The following is a 15,774-nucleotide window of genomic DNA, read 5'->3' on the forward strand; positions in this document are numbered from 1 at the left end:
CCTAAGAGTAGCAAGAGGGTAGTAGGCAATGACTGAGAATGGTGCATTTTATTATGGTCAAGATAAAATTGACTATGAAGTCGTGCGTAAAGAAGCAACTTATGTCGTGCGTAAAGAAGCAACTTATAAAGAAAAGATAAATAAGCCTGAAAGCGACAAGCTGATTGCTAAAAAGGCTAAGCCTCGAAAAGTGATCATTAAAGTACATCCTGATCAGCGTGTGGTCGCCACCGCACCTAACGATGCTACCGATGAGATGATACACGATGCGATGATGCAGCGTGCGCGCTGGATATGGCAAAGCCTACAAGACTTTGCCAAGCAACAAGATCATGTATTACCCAAACGTTATGTTAGCGGTGAGACCCAGTTTTATTTGGGTCGTCGTTATGTGTTAAAAGTGATAACCAGTACAGAAACTGCTGATGGGATAAACAGCACGGTGAAGCTTAGTCGCGGTAAGCTGAATGTGGAATTGTCTCAAATTGATTCTGAATTAGACTCTGAAAAACAAGCAGTTCTCGTGAAAAGCTTGATTGATAAATGGTATAGAAATAAATTTAGATCGATCTCTAGAGAGAGGCTTGAAGCCTTGATATATAAGGCTTCATGGGTGAAAAATAGTCCTTCAATAAAATTAATGACCATGAAAAAGCAGTGGGGAAGTTGCTCAACTAAAGGCAATTTAATACTCAATCCGCATTTAGCAAAAGCCTCAAAGGAGTGCATTGATTACGTGATACTACATGAGCTCTGCCATATCGCTGAGCATAATCATAGCGAGCACTTTTGGCGCTTATTAACGCAAGTAATGCCAAACTGGAAAGAGGTGAAGGCTAGACTTGATGGTATGGCTGAGTTTTACTTGAATGAGTAAAATTTGGAGCTAGATAGTTTAAGATGGTTTTTTGGAAAAATATCAGCCTCCGATATACTCGAGGCGCTTCACTATGCTACTCAATAGAGTTATTCTGTAGTAATTTTAAAGGCACTACAGCATCCGCTTTAAGGTGTTATCCTTTTTAATGTAATGATGATACAAAGCCATAGCAGTGTGGACAATGATTAGTGCTGTCAGCATCCAAGCCAGTGGTGCATGCAGTTGACCCAGCGTTGCCGCCCAAGCAACCTTTTCACCTTCAGCAAAGATATCAAAGCCGAATGCGGTTAGGCCATAGCCTCCACCAATCATTATCATGATTCCAGCTAGCGGCAGCAGTAACATACACGCGTAAAGCAAACCATGACCAGCGATAACCAGCTTGGCAGTGGTTGGCTCGTGTACTGGACGTTGATGGCGTTGCGAAGCGACCCACATCAGTCTCAGGACAACTAATACGAGCAATAGAACACCAATAGAAACATGCCAAGGCACTAACGTCTGACCGATCCAATGCTCGCCGTCGCTGATACGGTCAGTGAACTTAAGTAACTACCAGAAGATTAATACTGTCATACTCCAGTGAAAAAATTTGCTAATGCGACCATAGCGCTCTTTCGAATCAATATTCATAACCTTTTCTTCTTGTATTGGCTGTGATGCTCAATTAAGCCCATTCGATAACAAGCGTCTCTTTGCCAGCCATACGTAGCAAATGATCACTGACAACTTGCTGTAATTTTGGCAACTGCTCGGTATCACTTTTGAGTGTTACTATCAGTAAGTCAGTACAATACATCTGACAGACACCCATGGGCAGCTCAATCTCACCTTTATCTGAGCTTAGGGTAACGGGCAGCTTATGTGCCCAGTGCTTGCACAGTCGATTCATTATTTGCTGCGGATTTTGTGTTTGTATCGTTGCGCTAGATGTTAGCATAATTAAATACCCTTATTATTAATGATAGAAACTTACCGTCTAAAACTCGTTAAGCAATACTTTCTACAATACCACCTTCAACCCGTAGTGCTGAACCCGTGGTTGCGCTCGCTTGTGTTGAGGCAATATAGACACTCATGTTGGCAATTTCTTCAGGGGTTGCAAAACGCTTAAGTAGCGTTGATGGACGGTTCTCATCTAAGAATACGCCTTCCATCTCCTCCGCTGAGACGCCGCGCTCATCCGCCAGTTCTTGCATCATGGCTTTTGCGCCCTCGGTTCGAGTCGGTCCTGGCAAAATACTATTCACTGTCACACCGCTGCCCGCTAACACTTTGGCAAGACCACGTGATACGCCTTGAATAGCTGCTTTAGTCACGCCGTAGTGCACCATTTCAGCTGGGATATTCAATGCCGATTCACTAGAGATAAACTGAATACGACCCCAACCTTTTTCCTTCATTGCTTTTGCATAATGCCGCGACAGACGGACACCGCTCATGACATTAATTTGGAACATCTCCTCCCAAGCATTGTCATCAATATCAAAGAAAGGGGTGGCGCCATAAATCCCTAGATTGTTCACTAAGATATCTACTTCTGGCAAGGTGTTGATAATTGTCTGACAGCCACCAGCCGTCCCCGCATCAGCAACAATGCCTTTTATATTATTGGCATCATTAACAGCATCAGCTTGTTGAAGCTGTTTGATCGCCTCATCAACGCCAGCTTGATCGCGACCAACGATAGTGACTTGTGCGCCAGCTTTGGCAAGACCTGTTGCAATAGCGAGGCCAATACCCGCAGTTGAACCTGTGACGAGTGCTGTTTTTCCATTAAGGTCGATGTTCATAATATTTCTCCGTTTATAAATAATTTTTGTCTATGTATGTTTGCTGCTTTGTGAGTATCAGTTTATAAAGAATTAAATGAATATCAGATTAATAAATTTAGCCAAACTGAAAGGCTGAAATCTGAGTTTTCATGACTTGCTGAGAATATGTTTTCTTACCTCTATCTGTTCCTGCTGCCCCTACGGCAACCATTAAAGGTAGCAAATGCTCCTCCGCACCTAATAGATGAGAATCCAATGCATGAGGTGCCTCTGGCCAATTAGCAAGCGCTGCAAAGCGCTCATCTGCATTAGCTGCAACTGCTGTCGTTAGCCACTCGTCAAATATTACTGACGGTGCGGTAAAACTCGAATCACCATAGCCGCGCATATTATGAAAGCTCATACCACTGCCTACGATCAACACGCCTTCATCACGTAGTGAGGCAAGCGCTTGGCCCGCTCTTAGATGTACTTTTGGGTCTAAATCATGACGCAGAGATAGCTGTACTACTGGAATATCGGCGTCAGGGAACATCAGTTTCAGTGGAATAAACACCCCATGATCAAAACCTCTGGAACTGTCCTGCTTATTGCTTAAACCAGCATCGATGAGCAAATGACCAATTCGCTCAGCCAGTACTGGCGCACCAGCTGCTGGATAAGTCAGCTGATACGTATGCTCAGGGAAGCCAGAGTAATCATAAATCAGCTCAGGCTGCTTGCTGGCAGTAATACTAAACTCCCGCGTTTGCCAATGGGCACTGACTATTAAAATAGCTTTGGGACGCTCTGGCAAACCATTTGAGCTATTAGTTAAAAAGTCAGCCATCTGATCCCAAGTGTCTGCTGGTTGCCAATCCATAAAAAAACAAGGCCCGGCACCATGAGGTATAAACAATACAGGTTGCTTGACTGTGGTTGATTCATTATTCATGAACTTTACTCCTTTATCTTGCTAAATATGTTCAGGCCCTGTGGGCACGATTCCATTGGGATTTAACGCTTTGATAGAGTAATAGCCTGCTTTGATGTGCTTGATACTCACCGTCTCTGAAATGCCATCAAGCGCTAAGATTCGTAGCATATAAGCATGTAGAGAACTCATATCTTTGATCAAGTTACGGTTGCATTTAAATAGACCGTGATAAGCGGCATCAAAACGTACTAAAGTCACAAACAGTCGAATATCTGTTTCCGTCAGCTGCTCACCAAATAGATAATGACGACCATCACTCAGGCGCGCCTCAAGCATATCTAAGGTGTCAAATACTTGCTGATAAGCTTCTTCATAAGCCCCTTGTGTCGTCGCAAATCCTGCTTTGTATACGCCGTTGTTTAAATTCTCATAGATAACTAAGTTTAGGGCTTCGATATCATCAGCAAGCTCTTTTGGAAACAAGTCAACGTAATTTGGCACGAGTTCTGTAAAAGCGGTATTTAGCATACGTAAGATATCAGCAGACTCATTATTAACGATAGTATTGGTTTTTTTGTCCCAAAGCACAGGTACAGTCGCGCGTCCGGTAAATTGAGGGTCTGCTTTGGTATAAAGTTGATGAGCAAATTGGGCATAATTAATAGGATCACTGTCAGCACCGTCAAAGCCACCAAACTGCCAGCCTTGATTGCCAAGCTGCGGATTGACCACGGTAATATCGATTATATCTTGCAGACCTTTTAACTGACGTGCCATCAAGGTACGTGAGGCCCAAGGGCAAATCAGCGCTACGTATAGATGATAGCGGTCTTTTTCTGCTTTAAAGCCCCCAGTACCCGTTGGTCCTGCTTGTCCATCAGCAGTAATCCAATGACGGAACGATGAGGTTTGACGAATAAAACGCCCTTGTTCGTCTTCTGCTTGTACCGGTTGCCAGTCTTCAGTCCAATTGCCATTGATTAACATAATACTTACTCCTAGTCAGATGATTGCTTTTAAAAAGCATGACCCTACTTTACCATCAACATAAAAAAAGAGTAAGATAGGTGATATTGATTAATTAACAACATATCGTTGATAATGGCTTTATTGTTCAATTTCGATAGTTAAAGAAAAACAGGGCAAAATATGGATAGAATCGATGCGATGCGTGCCTTTATAGCGGTGGTGACCGAAGGCAGCTTTACTAATGCGGCAAATACTCTGCAACTGTCACCTCAATTGGTGAGCAAATATGTCTCTAAGTTGGAGGAGCAGCTAAATAATCGTCTGCTGAATCGTACCACCCGTAAAGTAAGCCTCACCGAAGCTGGTAGTCATTACTTTGGTCATGCGCAGCAGATTTTATTGAGTATGGATGATATGGAGTCGCAACTAAGTGGTTTGCAGCAAAACCCTAAAGGTGTGTTGCGCATAAGTGCGCCAGTATCTTTTGCTTTAAAACATATGGCTAAATTAGTCACTGACTTTCAGATCCGTTATCCATTGGTCACAGTCGATCTACAATTGACTGATCGTAAAGTCGATATTGTTGAAGAAGGGTTTGATATTGCACTGCGTATAGGTCAACTGAAAAGCTCATCACTTATTGCGAAGGAAGTGGCACCTATTCGTGTGGTTCTGTGTGCGTCGCCTGAATATTTGAAAAAGCATGACACACTCGATAAGCCTGAAGATTTAGAGAATCATCGCTATTTACATTATAGCTATATGAACATGGACGCGAAGGAAGAGGTCTACCAATTATTAAAGGCGAAGATTCTCAAGCAAGGTAGTGAGTTTCTTAGTAATAACGGTGATGTGTTGGTAGAAGGAGCTATTGAAGGTGCAGGATTGGTATTACAGCCGACATTTATTGTCAGTGAAGCAGTTAGCAGTGGCAAGCTGGTGATAGTATTGCCTGAACTTGAACCTAAACGCTTAGGTTTATATGCCGTCTACGTCCATAGAAAGCTACTACCGCACAAAGTCAGGTGTTTTATCGATTTTATGGAAGGCTATTATGGAGCGCCGCCTTATTGGGATGAGTCTATAGCCAAAAGCCAGTCGCTCAGTAATACGTGAGGCACTGGATAACTAGCTTCTCCTAAGATAGATGCGGCTTGCTATTTTTTATGCTACTACACTTTACAGCGGTTGAGATATTGCTGTTAGTATCCGCTTGTAACTATCCCCTAAACTAACACAGCGATTATTTTATTGGGACGTTATGAATCCACGTATTTTTTAAGTCCAGCGCAAGCACATATCACTTGGATTCTAAAGGGCGTTGATGGTATTGAAAAAGACTATGAGCATTTTTCGCCACCATTTTTGTTAGCCTTGGACGAGGTGTATAACAAAATTCGCAATCTAAATTACCGCTACATGCCTGCTGGTACGTTGTTCCCTGAAGAGGTGCAGCAGTACGACCTCTATATCATCCCTGAAGCATTAAGTAATGCCATTGGTCATCAAGACTATCGTCTGGGTAGACTAGCTGACTTTGATAAGATGCTGACTAATAAATTACCGCAAGTACTAAATGATAAACAGCGTAAAAACAAGGTGCGTAATCTATTACAGAAAATGTGCCGTGATACCCTAGTGGCTTCTAAAGATCAAACTTGGTATCTTGCAGATAGCTAGAAGTGGCTAAACGTAGCTAGATGCGGTTAAGGACAGCAAAAAAATAAGCCGCGTAGTGCGGCTTATTTTCTATCCTTGATCAGTGAATCCGATCAGCCATCTTACTCTCAATCCAAGCAGCCACTTCGCTTTCTACCCATGCTACGCGTCCTTTGGTCATCTTTACTTGAACAGGAAAAGTAGGGTCATAACGTTTAGATCTCTTATTAAGCATATCATAAATTGTGGAACTACTAAGTCCTATACAGTCTTCGACTTGCTGTATCGAAATCATACGAGGTATTTGTGGCATGCTTGGCATTGATGTGTTTGGTTGAGTGTTTGCGTTTAAATTATCCATTGTTTTCTCCTAGTAAGTTAATGAGAGCTTTCTCTCTCATACAGTTAGGGAGTCCTATATTTTTTTACGGCATCCTATACAGTCCGACCGTTCGCCTTAGTTAACCCAATAAAAAAAAGGAGCAGAATGAATCCGCTCCTTCTTATATCAACTGCTTATTTTCATAGAGTTAGCTAACTGCTGTTACGCTTTGCCGTAGTCCTTGCTCAATGCTAGTCACGTTACGGGTTACTAAATTATTCTGATAGTTTCCTTGCTGATCACTACTGACATCATCTGTATCTACTGGATAAAACTCTTCCACCACATCAGACATCTCATCACCATCCACTTCAAAGCAAGAATTGGCATAACCTGTTTTAGCGGCGTCATCCAACGCGATTTGATCGAAGCCATATTCGCTAAGCTCACTATCAATGGCCTTAGCTTGTTGTACCGCATCTTTTAATGTCACCCCATCGCGTAGCGTTAGATCGACAAAGTAAATCGGTGTGCGATAGCTTTGCGTCGTGCTTTTACCTCGCAAGGTGAGTTGCAACGGCAAGCAAGACAGCTTATTGCCAGATACTGCGGCAAAGTAGCTTAAGCGTGCGGCAAGCGTTCTAATACTATTAAAGCCTGTGGTGCGAAAGATAAAGGTGCCAAGCTCATCGTCCTCAGATAGATTGACATACAGACGACCGTAGGGCTTACAAGCCCCGCCTTGCGCTAATGGACAGCGATCAGGTGATGGACACGGCAGTTGCTCAACGCCATTATTGGTTCGGCGCTGACACTGCTCACCGTCGCCCACACATAGCGGTCTGCCCGTTTGCCGATCAAACAGTGTGTACTCAGCTCGCAGATTTAGTGTCGGATCATTAAACAGCATACGCACGGGTATTTGTCTGAGCTTACCGTCATTATTTGCGCGTAGTTTTTCGTCTAGTGGATGATTGATCCATCCGTCTTTATTTTGGACTTGGCTGGTGATGGTAAATTGATCGTCTTTGGCAGGCAGACGCTTGCCATCTTTTTGAATGACACGTCCAATGCTGATACGACCTAATACTGGTGGGGTTATGGTGAGACCTTTAATCATGGTGATATTCCTTATGTGTTTTGATGAGCCATAAAAAAGCCCACCGATTAGGGTGGGCAGTTATGCGCTTTGATTGATTTGCTTTGATTGGTTAATAGATGTTTTGATGATTGAGTAATCTTTGGCTTAGTCATTAAGCACAACGAAGCGTCTGCTACCTTGCTTTGTCTTACCAAACTGCACGAGCAATTCAGGATGCGCCTTGATGGCAGCCTTGCTATCAAGACCGATACTGTCTTTCGAGCGCTTCCATGAAATAGCACCTTTTTCAAACACTGCTACTTCATGATCGGCAATAAGCGTTTGTAGCTGATGTTTGACTTGGTCATGACGCTGCTCTAGATCTTCCATTGACGCGCGATAACCAAGCAATTTATCGAACAGCTTGTTAGCGCCTTTATCCTCTCGTAGATCAACCTTGCTTGACGGCTTAGGCGTTGGATAAAGTAGCTTTAATGCTTTGGCTGCCGACTCGCTATGATCAGGGCTTGGCGGTGTATCGGTCTCTACGTATTGCCAGAACAGACGCTCTTGCTCGATTATTGATTTAATTAAGCGCTCATCACGTTCAACCTTATAGATCTTCGCTTCGTGTCCGCAAAGCAGCACACAGATATGAGCGGCTTGTTTACCTGTAACGGCTAGTTGATGTTGTACTTGGCACGTGACGTATAGCGGTACGCCATTACGCCATAATTTTGCGCCATGCTCCCCAGCCGTTTTACATTCAAGTATTTGTACCTCATCGCTACCTGTTACCGCGTAGTCAAGATTGGCAAGCATAAAAGCTTTATCGGCCTCAGGGTGTTGCAAGATAGCATTGACGCGCCGTACCTTATTGCCTGTCTTCTCTTGGTAGTACTTAGCGACCATAGGCTCTAAGGTATTACCCCAATACAGCGGCGCATAGCCGTCGATGCTCTCATCTAAGTCGGAGCTTGCACGTCCTGTCTTAATCAGCCATAGCTCTAGCATAGACAAATACGGATGAATACCACAAGCAGCAGCGGCATCACTACTACCGACTCCTTGACGGCGAACCTCAAGCCACTCGTCATGACTTAAGTCTTTAGTACTCACTAGTCGTTTAGGGGTTAGCGGCGTATTAGACTCAATAGCAGAGCTATCGACTGGTTTAATCTCTACCTGAGCTTTGTCAGTTACAGGCGCTTTGACTTTAGCGCTTAAACGCTTAGTACGTCTGACTGGTGTGCTGGTGTTTAATGCGATCATGTTCATAGTGAACTCCTTCGATAAATTGATTGAAATGAAATAACAGGCATAAAAAAACCACGCGCTGAGGCGTGGTCTAATTATTAAGTGTACCAATAGACTTTAGGCAATAAGACTAAAGGCTTCCTCTAAGCTTTTGTCTTTAAGCTTAGCGCCTGCGCCAAACCAAGCAGAGTCTAGTCTGTGATCGGTAGACATGGCTCGGCGCTCATGATCGACATACTCTGTCATCGCTGACAGTAGCCCATAAGCGGTATCACGTGCTGAATCGAGGTCGGCTCCGCGACCTTGACCGTTGAACATACTCATCACCTGATTCATGGCGCGAGCATTAGGCACGGCATCCTTCTCCTTCTTAGCGCTGTTAAACAGAATGATGTCATTGTCCTGATCGTTAAATACCCGGTTGAGATAATTAGCGGCTTCTGCTTGCGTCACTCGTCTATTAGTGAGCTGCTTCATCTCATACATGTGCTCATTCCACTGCTTCACCGACACGCCAAGCTGCTGCTTGACTTTGTCGGCATCAAAGGAGGTGCTATGCGGTACTTTCACCACACCGCCACTACCATCAGCAAGGCTTACTGCTAAAGTGTTATTACATACCACACGGATATTAGTGAACTGCGCGGTGGTTGCTAGCGTTCCGTCACACGCAGTTGCCAGCAATAGATAGCCATTACTGACATCACCGCCTTTAAGGGTCATAGACTGACCAGTACGAGCAAGTGCCCACATCTTACGACCACCCTTTAAAATGCCAGCCGTCTCAAGCTCGAAATGCGATTGCTCAGTGAGATCACGGTAGAACTCTAAGATCTCACGCGGTTGTACTTCTTGGTAGCGCTGACTGACGACCGATAACGGCTCAAGCGTATCTGAGCGATATAAGACCTTATTGCTATCAAAGGGCATGATCAGGCTTTGCCCTTTATCGTTGTTTGCCATGTAGCTGACATCGGATGATTCAATACGCCAGTCCATACCGGCCTCACGTGCCCAGACCTCGATTGGCTGGTTCTTAGGAAGCTGATTACCAAGGCCATGCCAAGGGGTATCGCCAACGTATGCCATGTTTTCGATTAAATGTGCCATAAGAGTATTTCCTGTGTTTAAAGTTAAGGGTTAGATAAATGGGTTAAATACGGTAAAGACTTCTAGATAGTCCTTACAAAGAAATATGGGAAGCAGCCAACTTGCGACAGGCAAGCGACTGACCATACAGATAGACTACTGTCATAAAGACTCCTTAAATTTAGGGCATAAAAAAGGCCTGCACGAAGCAGACCTTTATAGGGGGGGGGTTAGATAATCCACTCACAAAGCGTAAGCGGTGGTATCTCATGATAGTAGTATGTATCTGAAATTAGTTTGCTATGGGTGGTAGTCCACGGCGCTTAGCCGTTCTATAAATACCATGGCCAAAGGTACGCATGCTAGGTAGCCATACCTTTAGTTGCTGATCTACCTTATCAGGTTTGGTTAAGTATAATGCCGTATGCACTGCATTCTCGACTTGCTGCGGATTATCACGATGGATCATACCAATACCTAGTTTGCCATTTTCTTCAAACCTTCGCTTAGTCTCAGCATCATGATAGTTGTAGTAAGCTCCCATATTCTCAGTAATGCTTCGCCATTTTTCACCAACCTCTTTAGCTAAATACCAGTCATTCTGTCGCTTCGCACCGTCATAAATCAATAGCAAGTGACAGTGTAGACCACCTTCGATACCTCCCTGTTCTAAAGCCCAAGCATTGCCCTGCAAGTTTGCAAAGCAAGTCTTTTTGTTACCGATAAACTCTCTAAGTTTGGTCATGTGCAAGTTAAAGTCTTCAATCGTTATCAGATGACTGCTCTCTTGAGAATATTTGAGATCAACACGAACAAACAATAACCTTGAGTAGTGTTTAATCAGATTTCTAATGTAGTGCTCAAGGTTCACTTTATTCTGAACCTCCTGCTGACGCCAAACGTTATCTTCGGTCTCAATGATATTTCTGTAGTAGGCCAAGTTATTAACAAATTGCTGAGTCTTATCATGATCCCAGATAACATCGCAGGGGTATAAATCACCGACAATGGCATCAGTACTGTAGACAAATGAGTCGACAGTCTGTGAGTAATATAGATCATGATTGATACTATTCATAAAGGGGTAATATAGAGCGTTTAAGCGATTTCTAACATCATTGAAATAGATAGGCTGAAATACGACGTCCCGTACAAGTCTATCGATATTGTTAATGAGTTGCGACTGGTTGATAAGTGAGTGTGTCATTTTTATGCTCCATTCATTAAGGTTTGGTGTACATAACCATCAATGGAGTACGTTATTTATTACTGATAATTATTTAGTATTTATTAATAATATAAATAACCCACTAAGAATGAATTAGTAGCTAATTTTTGCCGACGTGTATATGGTAGTTGTCATTTAAGCTTTATGGTAAATTGCCGTCAAAGTTCAGGTTTGTAACAAAATGGAGTTAGCCGACACGGCTACAAATAGGTAGAAAGCAAAACAGAAGGGTTACGTTTCCTAAAAATATGTGCTATAAATTAATAGCGTCTATGCTATATTTGCGTAATACGCAATAAAAGCAAGGGATGCAAGATATTTTGTCTAGAAATTTACTAGATTTTCACCAAGAATTTATCAGGTTTATACTGAAATTTTTTTAGATTTTTGCTAGTTTTTTTCAAGGGAGATGAGATCATGAATACAGCATTATCAGACGAAGTCAACAACGTATATCCAGCACAGTCAGTATTAGTTGACAATTCTAGTCCTGTTTTTGATCAGGCTACAGGACAATATATTCACTCTAGAATCGTGAGGTTTGTAACTGATGAATATATAAGGGATGTCAAAAACAATAGAAGGACAATAGAAGATTTCTACAAAGGATTATCCAAAGTTGAAGAGAATGATGCAAAATCACTACTCTACACCAAAAATTATTATCAAGGCAGAGGTTGGGAAAATATATCGTTTGATAGTGAACCGCCCCGGTATTGTCGGAGACTCAACATTCTGAGAGAATACGACAATGAAAAGACAAACCTACACTCCTGAGATTAAAGAACGCGCTGTTCGCATGCTCATTGAAGCAGCAAACGACTATCCCTCCACATGGTCAGCTATTCAAGCCATTGCCCCTAAGATTGGCTGCACGCCTGAAACCCTGCGCTCATGGCATAAAAAGCACATCGATCAAACCATTCCTGCCTCAGTGCAAGCTCAAAGCCAAGATCAACGTATTAAAGAGCTTGAACGTGAATGCAGAGAACTCAAACAGGCCAATGAGATCATACGTAAGGCAGCGGCTTTTTTCGCCCAGGCGGAGCTCGACCGTCCACCGAAATAATGGTCACATTTATCGATGATCACAAGCAGAAATACGGGATCGAGCCAATCTGTAGAGTACTACCGATTGCCCCATCAACCTACTACCGTACTAAAGACTTGGAGAGTTGCCCTGACAAGCGCTCGTTGCGTCAGCAGCATGACGACTATTATATCAGCGAGATTAAACGCATCTGGCGGGACAGCAAGTGCCGTTACGGTGCGCGCAAAGTCTGGCAGCAGATAAAAGCTGACGGGTTAAAGGTTGCTCGGTGTACCGTAGAGCGTTTAATGAAGCAGTATGGTATGCAAGGCATCTGGCGTGGCAAAAGCAAGATTACCACCAACAGCCGTGATGACCAGAAGCGCGCTGATGACCTAGTCAATCGTAACTTTAATGCCCATCGCCCTAACCAACTATGGGTTGCTGATTTTACCTATATAAAGACACTGAGTGGCTGGGTATATACCGCCTTTATCATTGATGTATTTGCTCGCGCTATCGTTGGCTGGAAAGTTTCTAATCGCATGAATACCGATATGGTAATGGCAGCGCTTAATCAAGCCATTGCAGACAGGAACAACCCCAAAGATGTGATTCATCACAGTGATCGCGGGGTTCAGTACTTATCCATTCGTTATGCTGATAAGATGAAGGACTCTAGCATCATTGCCTCGGTCGGCACGACTGGTGATTCATACGATAACGCACTGGCTGAAACGGTTAACGGGCTGTATAAATCTGAGGTAATTGACTATTTAAAGGAGAACTGGACTGGTATCAATGATGTTGAACTGGCAACCCTTGAATGGGTGGACTGGTTTAATAAAATACGACTGCATAGCACGATTGGTTATGTGTCACCCTTTGAGTTTGAAAAGCGGTATTACGATAATTTAACCCTGTCAGGCATCGCTGCCTGACTCAAGTAAATCACTCTCCGATATAGTCGGGGCGGTTCATAGCGACGATTATAGAAACCAGCTTATTTTGCATTTGAGAAGTTGTGACAACCCTTTGGAAGAGTTTAATAATCTCATTAGACATAAAATCGATAACACTCTGCCAGAGACATATTTAGATTGGTTTAAAAACGACCTACGCTGTACCTTATTTTTGGCGCATCTTATTAATCATTTACTAGTTCATGAGGCTTATAAAGGTAAGAAAGAGCTGATTGAAGCCGTCTCAGATTTTTTACGCTTTAATATTTATATGTTTAATCATGAATGCTCGAAAAATTTGTCTAAGTATTCAGTACTATATAATAGAGTTGGTGACTGGAGAACGGTACAAGTACTTTATGTCAAATCTATATACTTGAAAAACCGCACAAAAAAATACGATTGGATCGACCCTAAAAACGATGAAATGATTGACTGGATTTACGATTATCTAAGTAGGGAAGGTCATGAACATATCATACTAGATAAGATATTTATTCCAGAAAACACTCAAGAAAAATATGAGCTTATTCTTGCAAGTTTGGACGTACTATCTAATGTTGAAGATCCATCCGTAGGCACCAAAAACAAAAAAGGCTTCTCGCTTAGATCCTATGTATTATCTAGTATGAAAAAAGCGTGGGATGGTCAAAAGAGTTATGAAGCCAAAAATAAAGTTGATGAGTGGAAGGTAAAGGTATATAAGAAAAATCACGCTAAATTAAAAGCACTAATTGCTTTTAGCGACTTTACAGATAATCAAATGATTAACAACTCTATAGAGCAGATGTATGATCAACTTATTAAAGAGGACATAAATGACCAATAGGTTGAAGATGATTTCTAGCAATCTACTTTTGCAATGATTTATTAGATAGTAAGTTCTGTAAGTCTTTATGGCTTAAGCCCTTATCCAATAAAGCCTGTATTAAAGCATCGCTATCCATATCTGACAGTGATGCTTTGTTAGACTGATTCATAGACTGCTCAATCTGCTGCCTCGCAGTCTGAAAGTCTACAACCTTGCCTGTGTCTCTAAGCAGGTCTAAAAAGTCAGCCCAGACCTGCATGATTTTACGGCGCTCTTCTAAATGCTGAGCATGGTTATAGACCGCACGAATGCTACTTTTCTTATCGTGGGCCATCTGCTTTTCAATCGCATCGCCCATATAGCCAAGCTCGTTTAAGTTGGTTGAGGCAATGTGACGAAAGCCATGACCTGTCTGTTTACCAGCATATCCAATTTTATCTAGAGCATTATTGATGAACTCCGCGCTATAGGGTTGATGCATACCAGTGTTGTAGAACACGTATTCATATTTACCCGTGATAGTTTTTAACTCTTCTAGTACTGCAAGCATTTGATTAGATAAGGGAACCACATGCTTACGGGCAATTTTAAGGTTATCAATATCAACGCGCCATAAGCGATTAGCAAAGTCGATATGCTCCCATTTCATCATACGCAGCTCAATAGTACGACAAAATGAGTATGCTAAAAATTTCATCGCTAAGCGTGTTTGATCATGACCATGATAGCCCTCTATAGCTTGGAGTAGAGCAGGTAACTCATTGATGTCCACATGCTTCATGTGTTGACTTTTGGCTTTAGGGTACAGCGCTTTGAGATCATCAATTGGGTTTTGCTTAATGATACGTTCGCGCTTGGCACGTCTCAAAATATTATCAACTAAACCGATGGTACGTCTGGTCACTTCACGTGGTGGCTCGCCATTTAAATTGACACGCTTTTCAATAGTATCGGCCATTAACTTACAGTCATCGAAACTCACATCTTTTAGTGCAATGCCTTCAAAGTGTGGCAACACGTCTTTATGCATACGATTATTGTCTTGCTGATAAGTCCGTGGCTTAACGTTACGCTTACGCTCAGCGAGCCAATCTAAGGCATAGTCATTAAATTTTTGTGCATGGATATTTGCAAGCTTATCTTGACGCTTTTTATTTTTCGGATCTATACCGTCAGCGAGTAATGCTTTGATCTCAGTATTGGCTTGTCTAGCTTCCGCTAGCGACATAATAGGGTAAGTGCCAAGGGTTATACGCGTTTGCTTACCATCAAAGCGATAAGCGCTTATCCACGACTTTGTGCCTGTATTACGTACCAAAAGCTGCAAACCATACTGATCGCTATATTTGTCAGGACGCGAAGGCGTGCATTTTTCACTTGGTTTGAGCTTGCGGATCTTACTATCACTTAACATGTTGGTCTATTCCTTATAAATGCAAGCCTTATGCTTCAAGCGATACAACGAAGACGCTGGTCTAAAGCTCAATTATAATGTTTGAATGTTGGTCTTTTTATGGTCTAATGAAATCATAAACCAACAGATAGACCAACACAAGCCATGGGATAGATGGGTCATGTTCGGATAGATTAGGAAAACGTTGGGTATAAAAAAAACGCTAGAAGCGTTATATATGAAGGTTTGCAGGGGTATTTAGGAAAGAGTAGGACAACGTAGGAAAACTAGAATTAAATAAGATTGGCGGTGACGGAGGGATTCGAACCCTCGATACGCTATGAACGTATACACACTTTCCAGGCGTGCGGTTTCAGCCACTCACCCACGTCACCAATTTTA

General features: G+C 42.6%; 17 protein-coding genes, 1 tRNA gene and 1 other annotated feature. Of the genes, 6 read left to right on the plus strand and 12 right to left on the minus strand.

Translation table 11 applies throughout. The features are described 5' to 3' along the window. Positions 1-28 precede the first annotated feature (28 nt). Positions 29-877, plus strand: a complete 849-nt coding sequence (locus AAEY79_RS06330) for a SprT family zinc-dependent metalloprotease (protein ID WP_352287680.1) — start codon at positions 29-31, stop codon at positions 875-877. A gap of 114 nt (positions 878-991) precedes the next feature. Here the strand turns inward: AAEY79_RS06330 and AAEY79_RS06335 are convergent, their stop codons facing one another. From AAEY79_RS06335 to AAEY79_RS06355, 5 genes are all read right to left on the minus strand, one after another. Beyond that, positions 992-1,375, minus strand: a complete 384-nt coding sequence (locus AAEY79_RS06335) for a cytochrome b (RefSeq protein WP_227692073.1) — start codon at positions 1,373-1,375, stop codon at positions 992-994. A 172-nt stretch (positions 1,376-1,547) separates the two neighbouring features. Beyond that, positions 1,548-1,820 carry a DUF2218 domain-containing protein gene (locus AAEY79_RS06340; RefSeq protein ID WP_101210643.1) on the minus strand — a complete coding sequence of 91 codons (273 nt, stop codon included), beginning with the start codon at positions 1,818-1,820 and terminating at the stop codon, positions 1,548-1,550. 49 nt (positions 1,821-1,869) lie between these two features. After that, the gene (locus tag AAEY79_RS06345; protein WP_101210644.1) at positions 1,870-2,673 is read right to left on the minus strand and encodes an SDR family NAD(P)-dependent oxidoreductase; all 804 of its coding nucleotides are present in this window, start codon (positions 2,671-2,673) and stop codon (positions 1,870-1,872) included. Positions 2,674-2,770: 97 nt separating this feature from the next. Continuing rightward, positions 2,771-3,589: a class III extradiol ring-cleavage dioxygenase gene (locus tag AAEY79_RS06350; protein WP_045452399.1), complete on the minus strand. Its 819-nt coding sequence runs from the start codon at positions 3,587-3,589 to the stop codon at positions 2,771-2,773. 21 nt (positions 3,590-3,610) lie between these two features. Beyond that, complete coding sequence (locus AAEY79_RS06355; protein WP_352287685.1) at positions 3,611-4,558, minus strand: glutathione S-transferase family protein; 948 nt, start codon at positions 4,556-4,558, stop codon at positions 3,611-3,613. A gap of 162 nt (positions 4,559-4,720) precedes the next feature. Between AAEY79_RS06355 and AAEY79_RS06360 the strand changes: the two genes are divergently transcribed. Further along, a complete protein-coding gene (locus tag AAEY79_RS06360) occupies positions 4,721-5,656 on the plus strand; it encodes a LysR family transcriptional regulator (protein ID WP_352287688.1) in 936 nt (311 codons plus the stop codon). 135 nt (positions 5,657-5,791) lie between these two features. Then, a complete protein-coding gene (locus tag AAEY79_RS06365) occupies positions 5,792-6,220 on the plus strand; it encodes a hypothetical protein (protein ID WP_201567303.1) in 429 nt (142 codons plus the stop codon). Between the two features lie 79 nt (positions 6,221-6,299). Here AAEY79_RS06365 and AAEY79_RS06370 read toward each other — a convergent pair whose 3' ends face one another. The 5 genes from AAEY79_RS06370 to AAEY79_RS06390 form a co-directional block, all read right to left on the minus strand. After that, positions 6,300-6,560 carry an AlpA family transcriptional regulator gene (locus AAEY79_RS06370; RefSeq protein WP_227692074.1) on the minus strand — a complete coding sequence of 87 codons (261 nt, stop codon included), beginning with the start codon at positions 6,558-6,560 and terminating at the stop codon, positions 6,300-6,302. Between the two features lie 169 nt (positions 6,561-6,729). Next, positions 6,730-7,641 (minus strand): hydrolase or metal-binding protein, encoded by a 912-nt coding sequence (locus AAEY79_RS06375; protein ID WP_201567305.1) that lies wholly within the window; start codon positions 7,639-7,641, stop codon positions 6,730-6,732. Positions 7,642-7,767: 126 nt separating this feature from the next. Next, entirely contained in the window at positions 7,768-8,880 is a 1,113-nt protein-coding gene (locus AAEY79_RS06380; RefSeq protein WP_352287691.1) for a lambda-exonuclease family protein, read from the minus strand. Between the two features lie 96 nt (positions 8,881-8,976). Next, positions 8,977-9,969: a DUF932 domain-containing protein gene (locus tag AAEY79_RS06385; protein WP_352287694.1), complete on the minus strand. Its 993-nt coding sequence runs from the start codon at positions 9,967-9,969 to the stop codon at positions 8,977-8,979. Between the two features lie 271 nt (positions 9,970-10,240). Then, complete coding sequence (locus tag AAEY79_RS06390; protein ID WP_352287697.1) at positions 10,241-11,155, minus strand: inovirus-type Gp2 protein; 915 nt, start codon at positions 11,153-11,155, stop codon at positions 10,241-10,243. 438 nt (positions 11,156-11,593) lie between these two features. On the opposite strand from AAEY79_RS06390, the gene AAEY79_RS06395 reads away from it, so the two are divergent. The 3 genes from AAEY79_RS06395 to AAEY79_RS06405 all read left to right on the plus strand — a co-directional run bounded on the left by AAEY79_RS06395 (position 11,594) and on the right by AAEY79_RS06405 (position 13,997). After that, the gene (locus AAEY79_RS06395) at positions 11,594-11,953 is read left to right on the plus strand and encodes a hypothetical protein (protein ID WP_352287700.1); all 360 of its coding nucleotides are present in this window, start codon (positions 11,594-11,596) and stop codon (positions 11,951-11,953) included. Beyond that, positions 11,928-13,147, plus strand: a protein-coding gene (locus AAEY79_RS06400; RefSeq protein ID WP_407074183.1) for an IS3 family transposase whose coding sequence is annotated in 2 segments (ribosomal slippage) — positions 11,928-12,204 and positions 12,204-13,147 — 1,221 coding nt in all. Because the reading frame shifts where the segments join, the coding sequence is not laid out codon by codon here. The genes AAEY79_RS06395 and AAEY79_RS06400 overlap by 26 nt, the downstream gene beginning before the upstream one ends. Continuing rightward, positions 12,203-12,319: a sequence feature (AL1L pseudoknot), on the plus strand. Its footprint overlaps the gene before it by 117 nt. A 94-nt stretch (positions 13,148-13,241) precedes the next feature. Continuing rightward, entirely contained in the window at positions 13,242-13,997 is a 756-nt protein-coding gene (locus AAEY79_RS06405) for a hypothetical protein (RefSeq protein WP_352287702.1), read from the plus strand. Between the two features lie 22 nt (positions 13,998-14,019). Here AAEY79_RS06405 and AAEY79_RS06410 read toward each other — a convergent pair whose 3' ends face one another. Both AAEY79_RS06410 and AAEY79_RS06415 read right to left on the minus strand, forming a co-directional pair. Further along, positions 14,020-15,393, minus strand: coding sequence for a tyrosine-type recombinase/integrase (locus AAEY79_RS06410; protein WP_352287705.1), 1,374 nt, complete (start codon positions 15,391-15,393; stop codon positions 14,020-14,022). Between the two features lie 283 nt (positions 15,394-15,676). Continuing rightward, positions 15,677-15,767: transfer RNA gene (locus tag AAEY79_RS06415), tRNA-Ser, on the minus strand. Positions 15,768-15,774: the final 7 nt, after the last annotated feature.

The sequence above is a fragment of the Psychrobacter sp. GW64-MNA-CIBAN-0177 genome (assembly GCF_040309585.1).
GTDB lineage: Bacteria > Pseudomonadota > Gammaproteobacteria > Pseudomonadales > Moraxellaceae > Psychrobacter > Psychrobacter okhotskensis.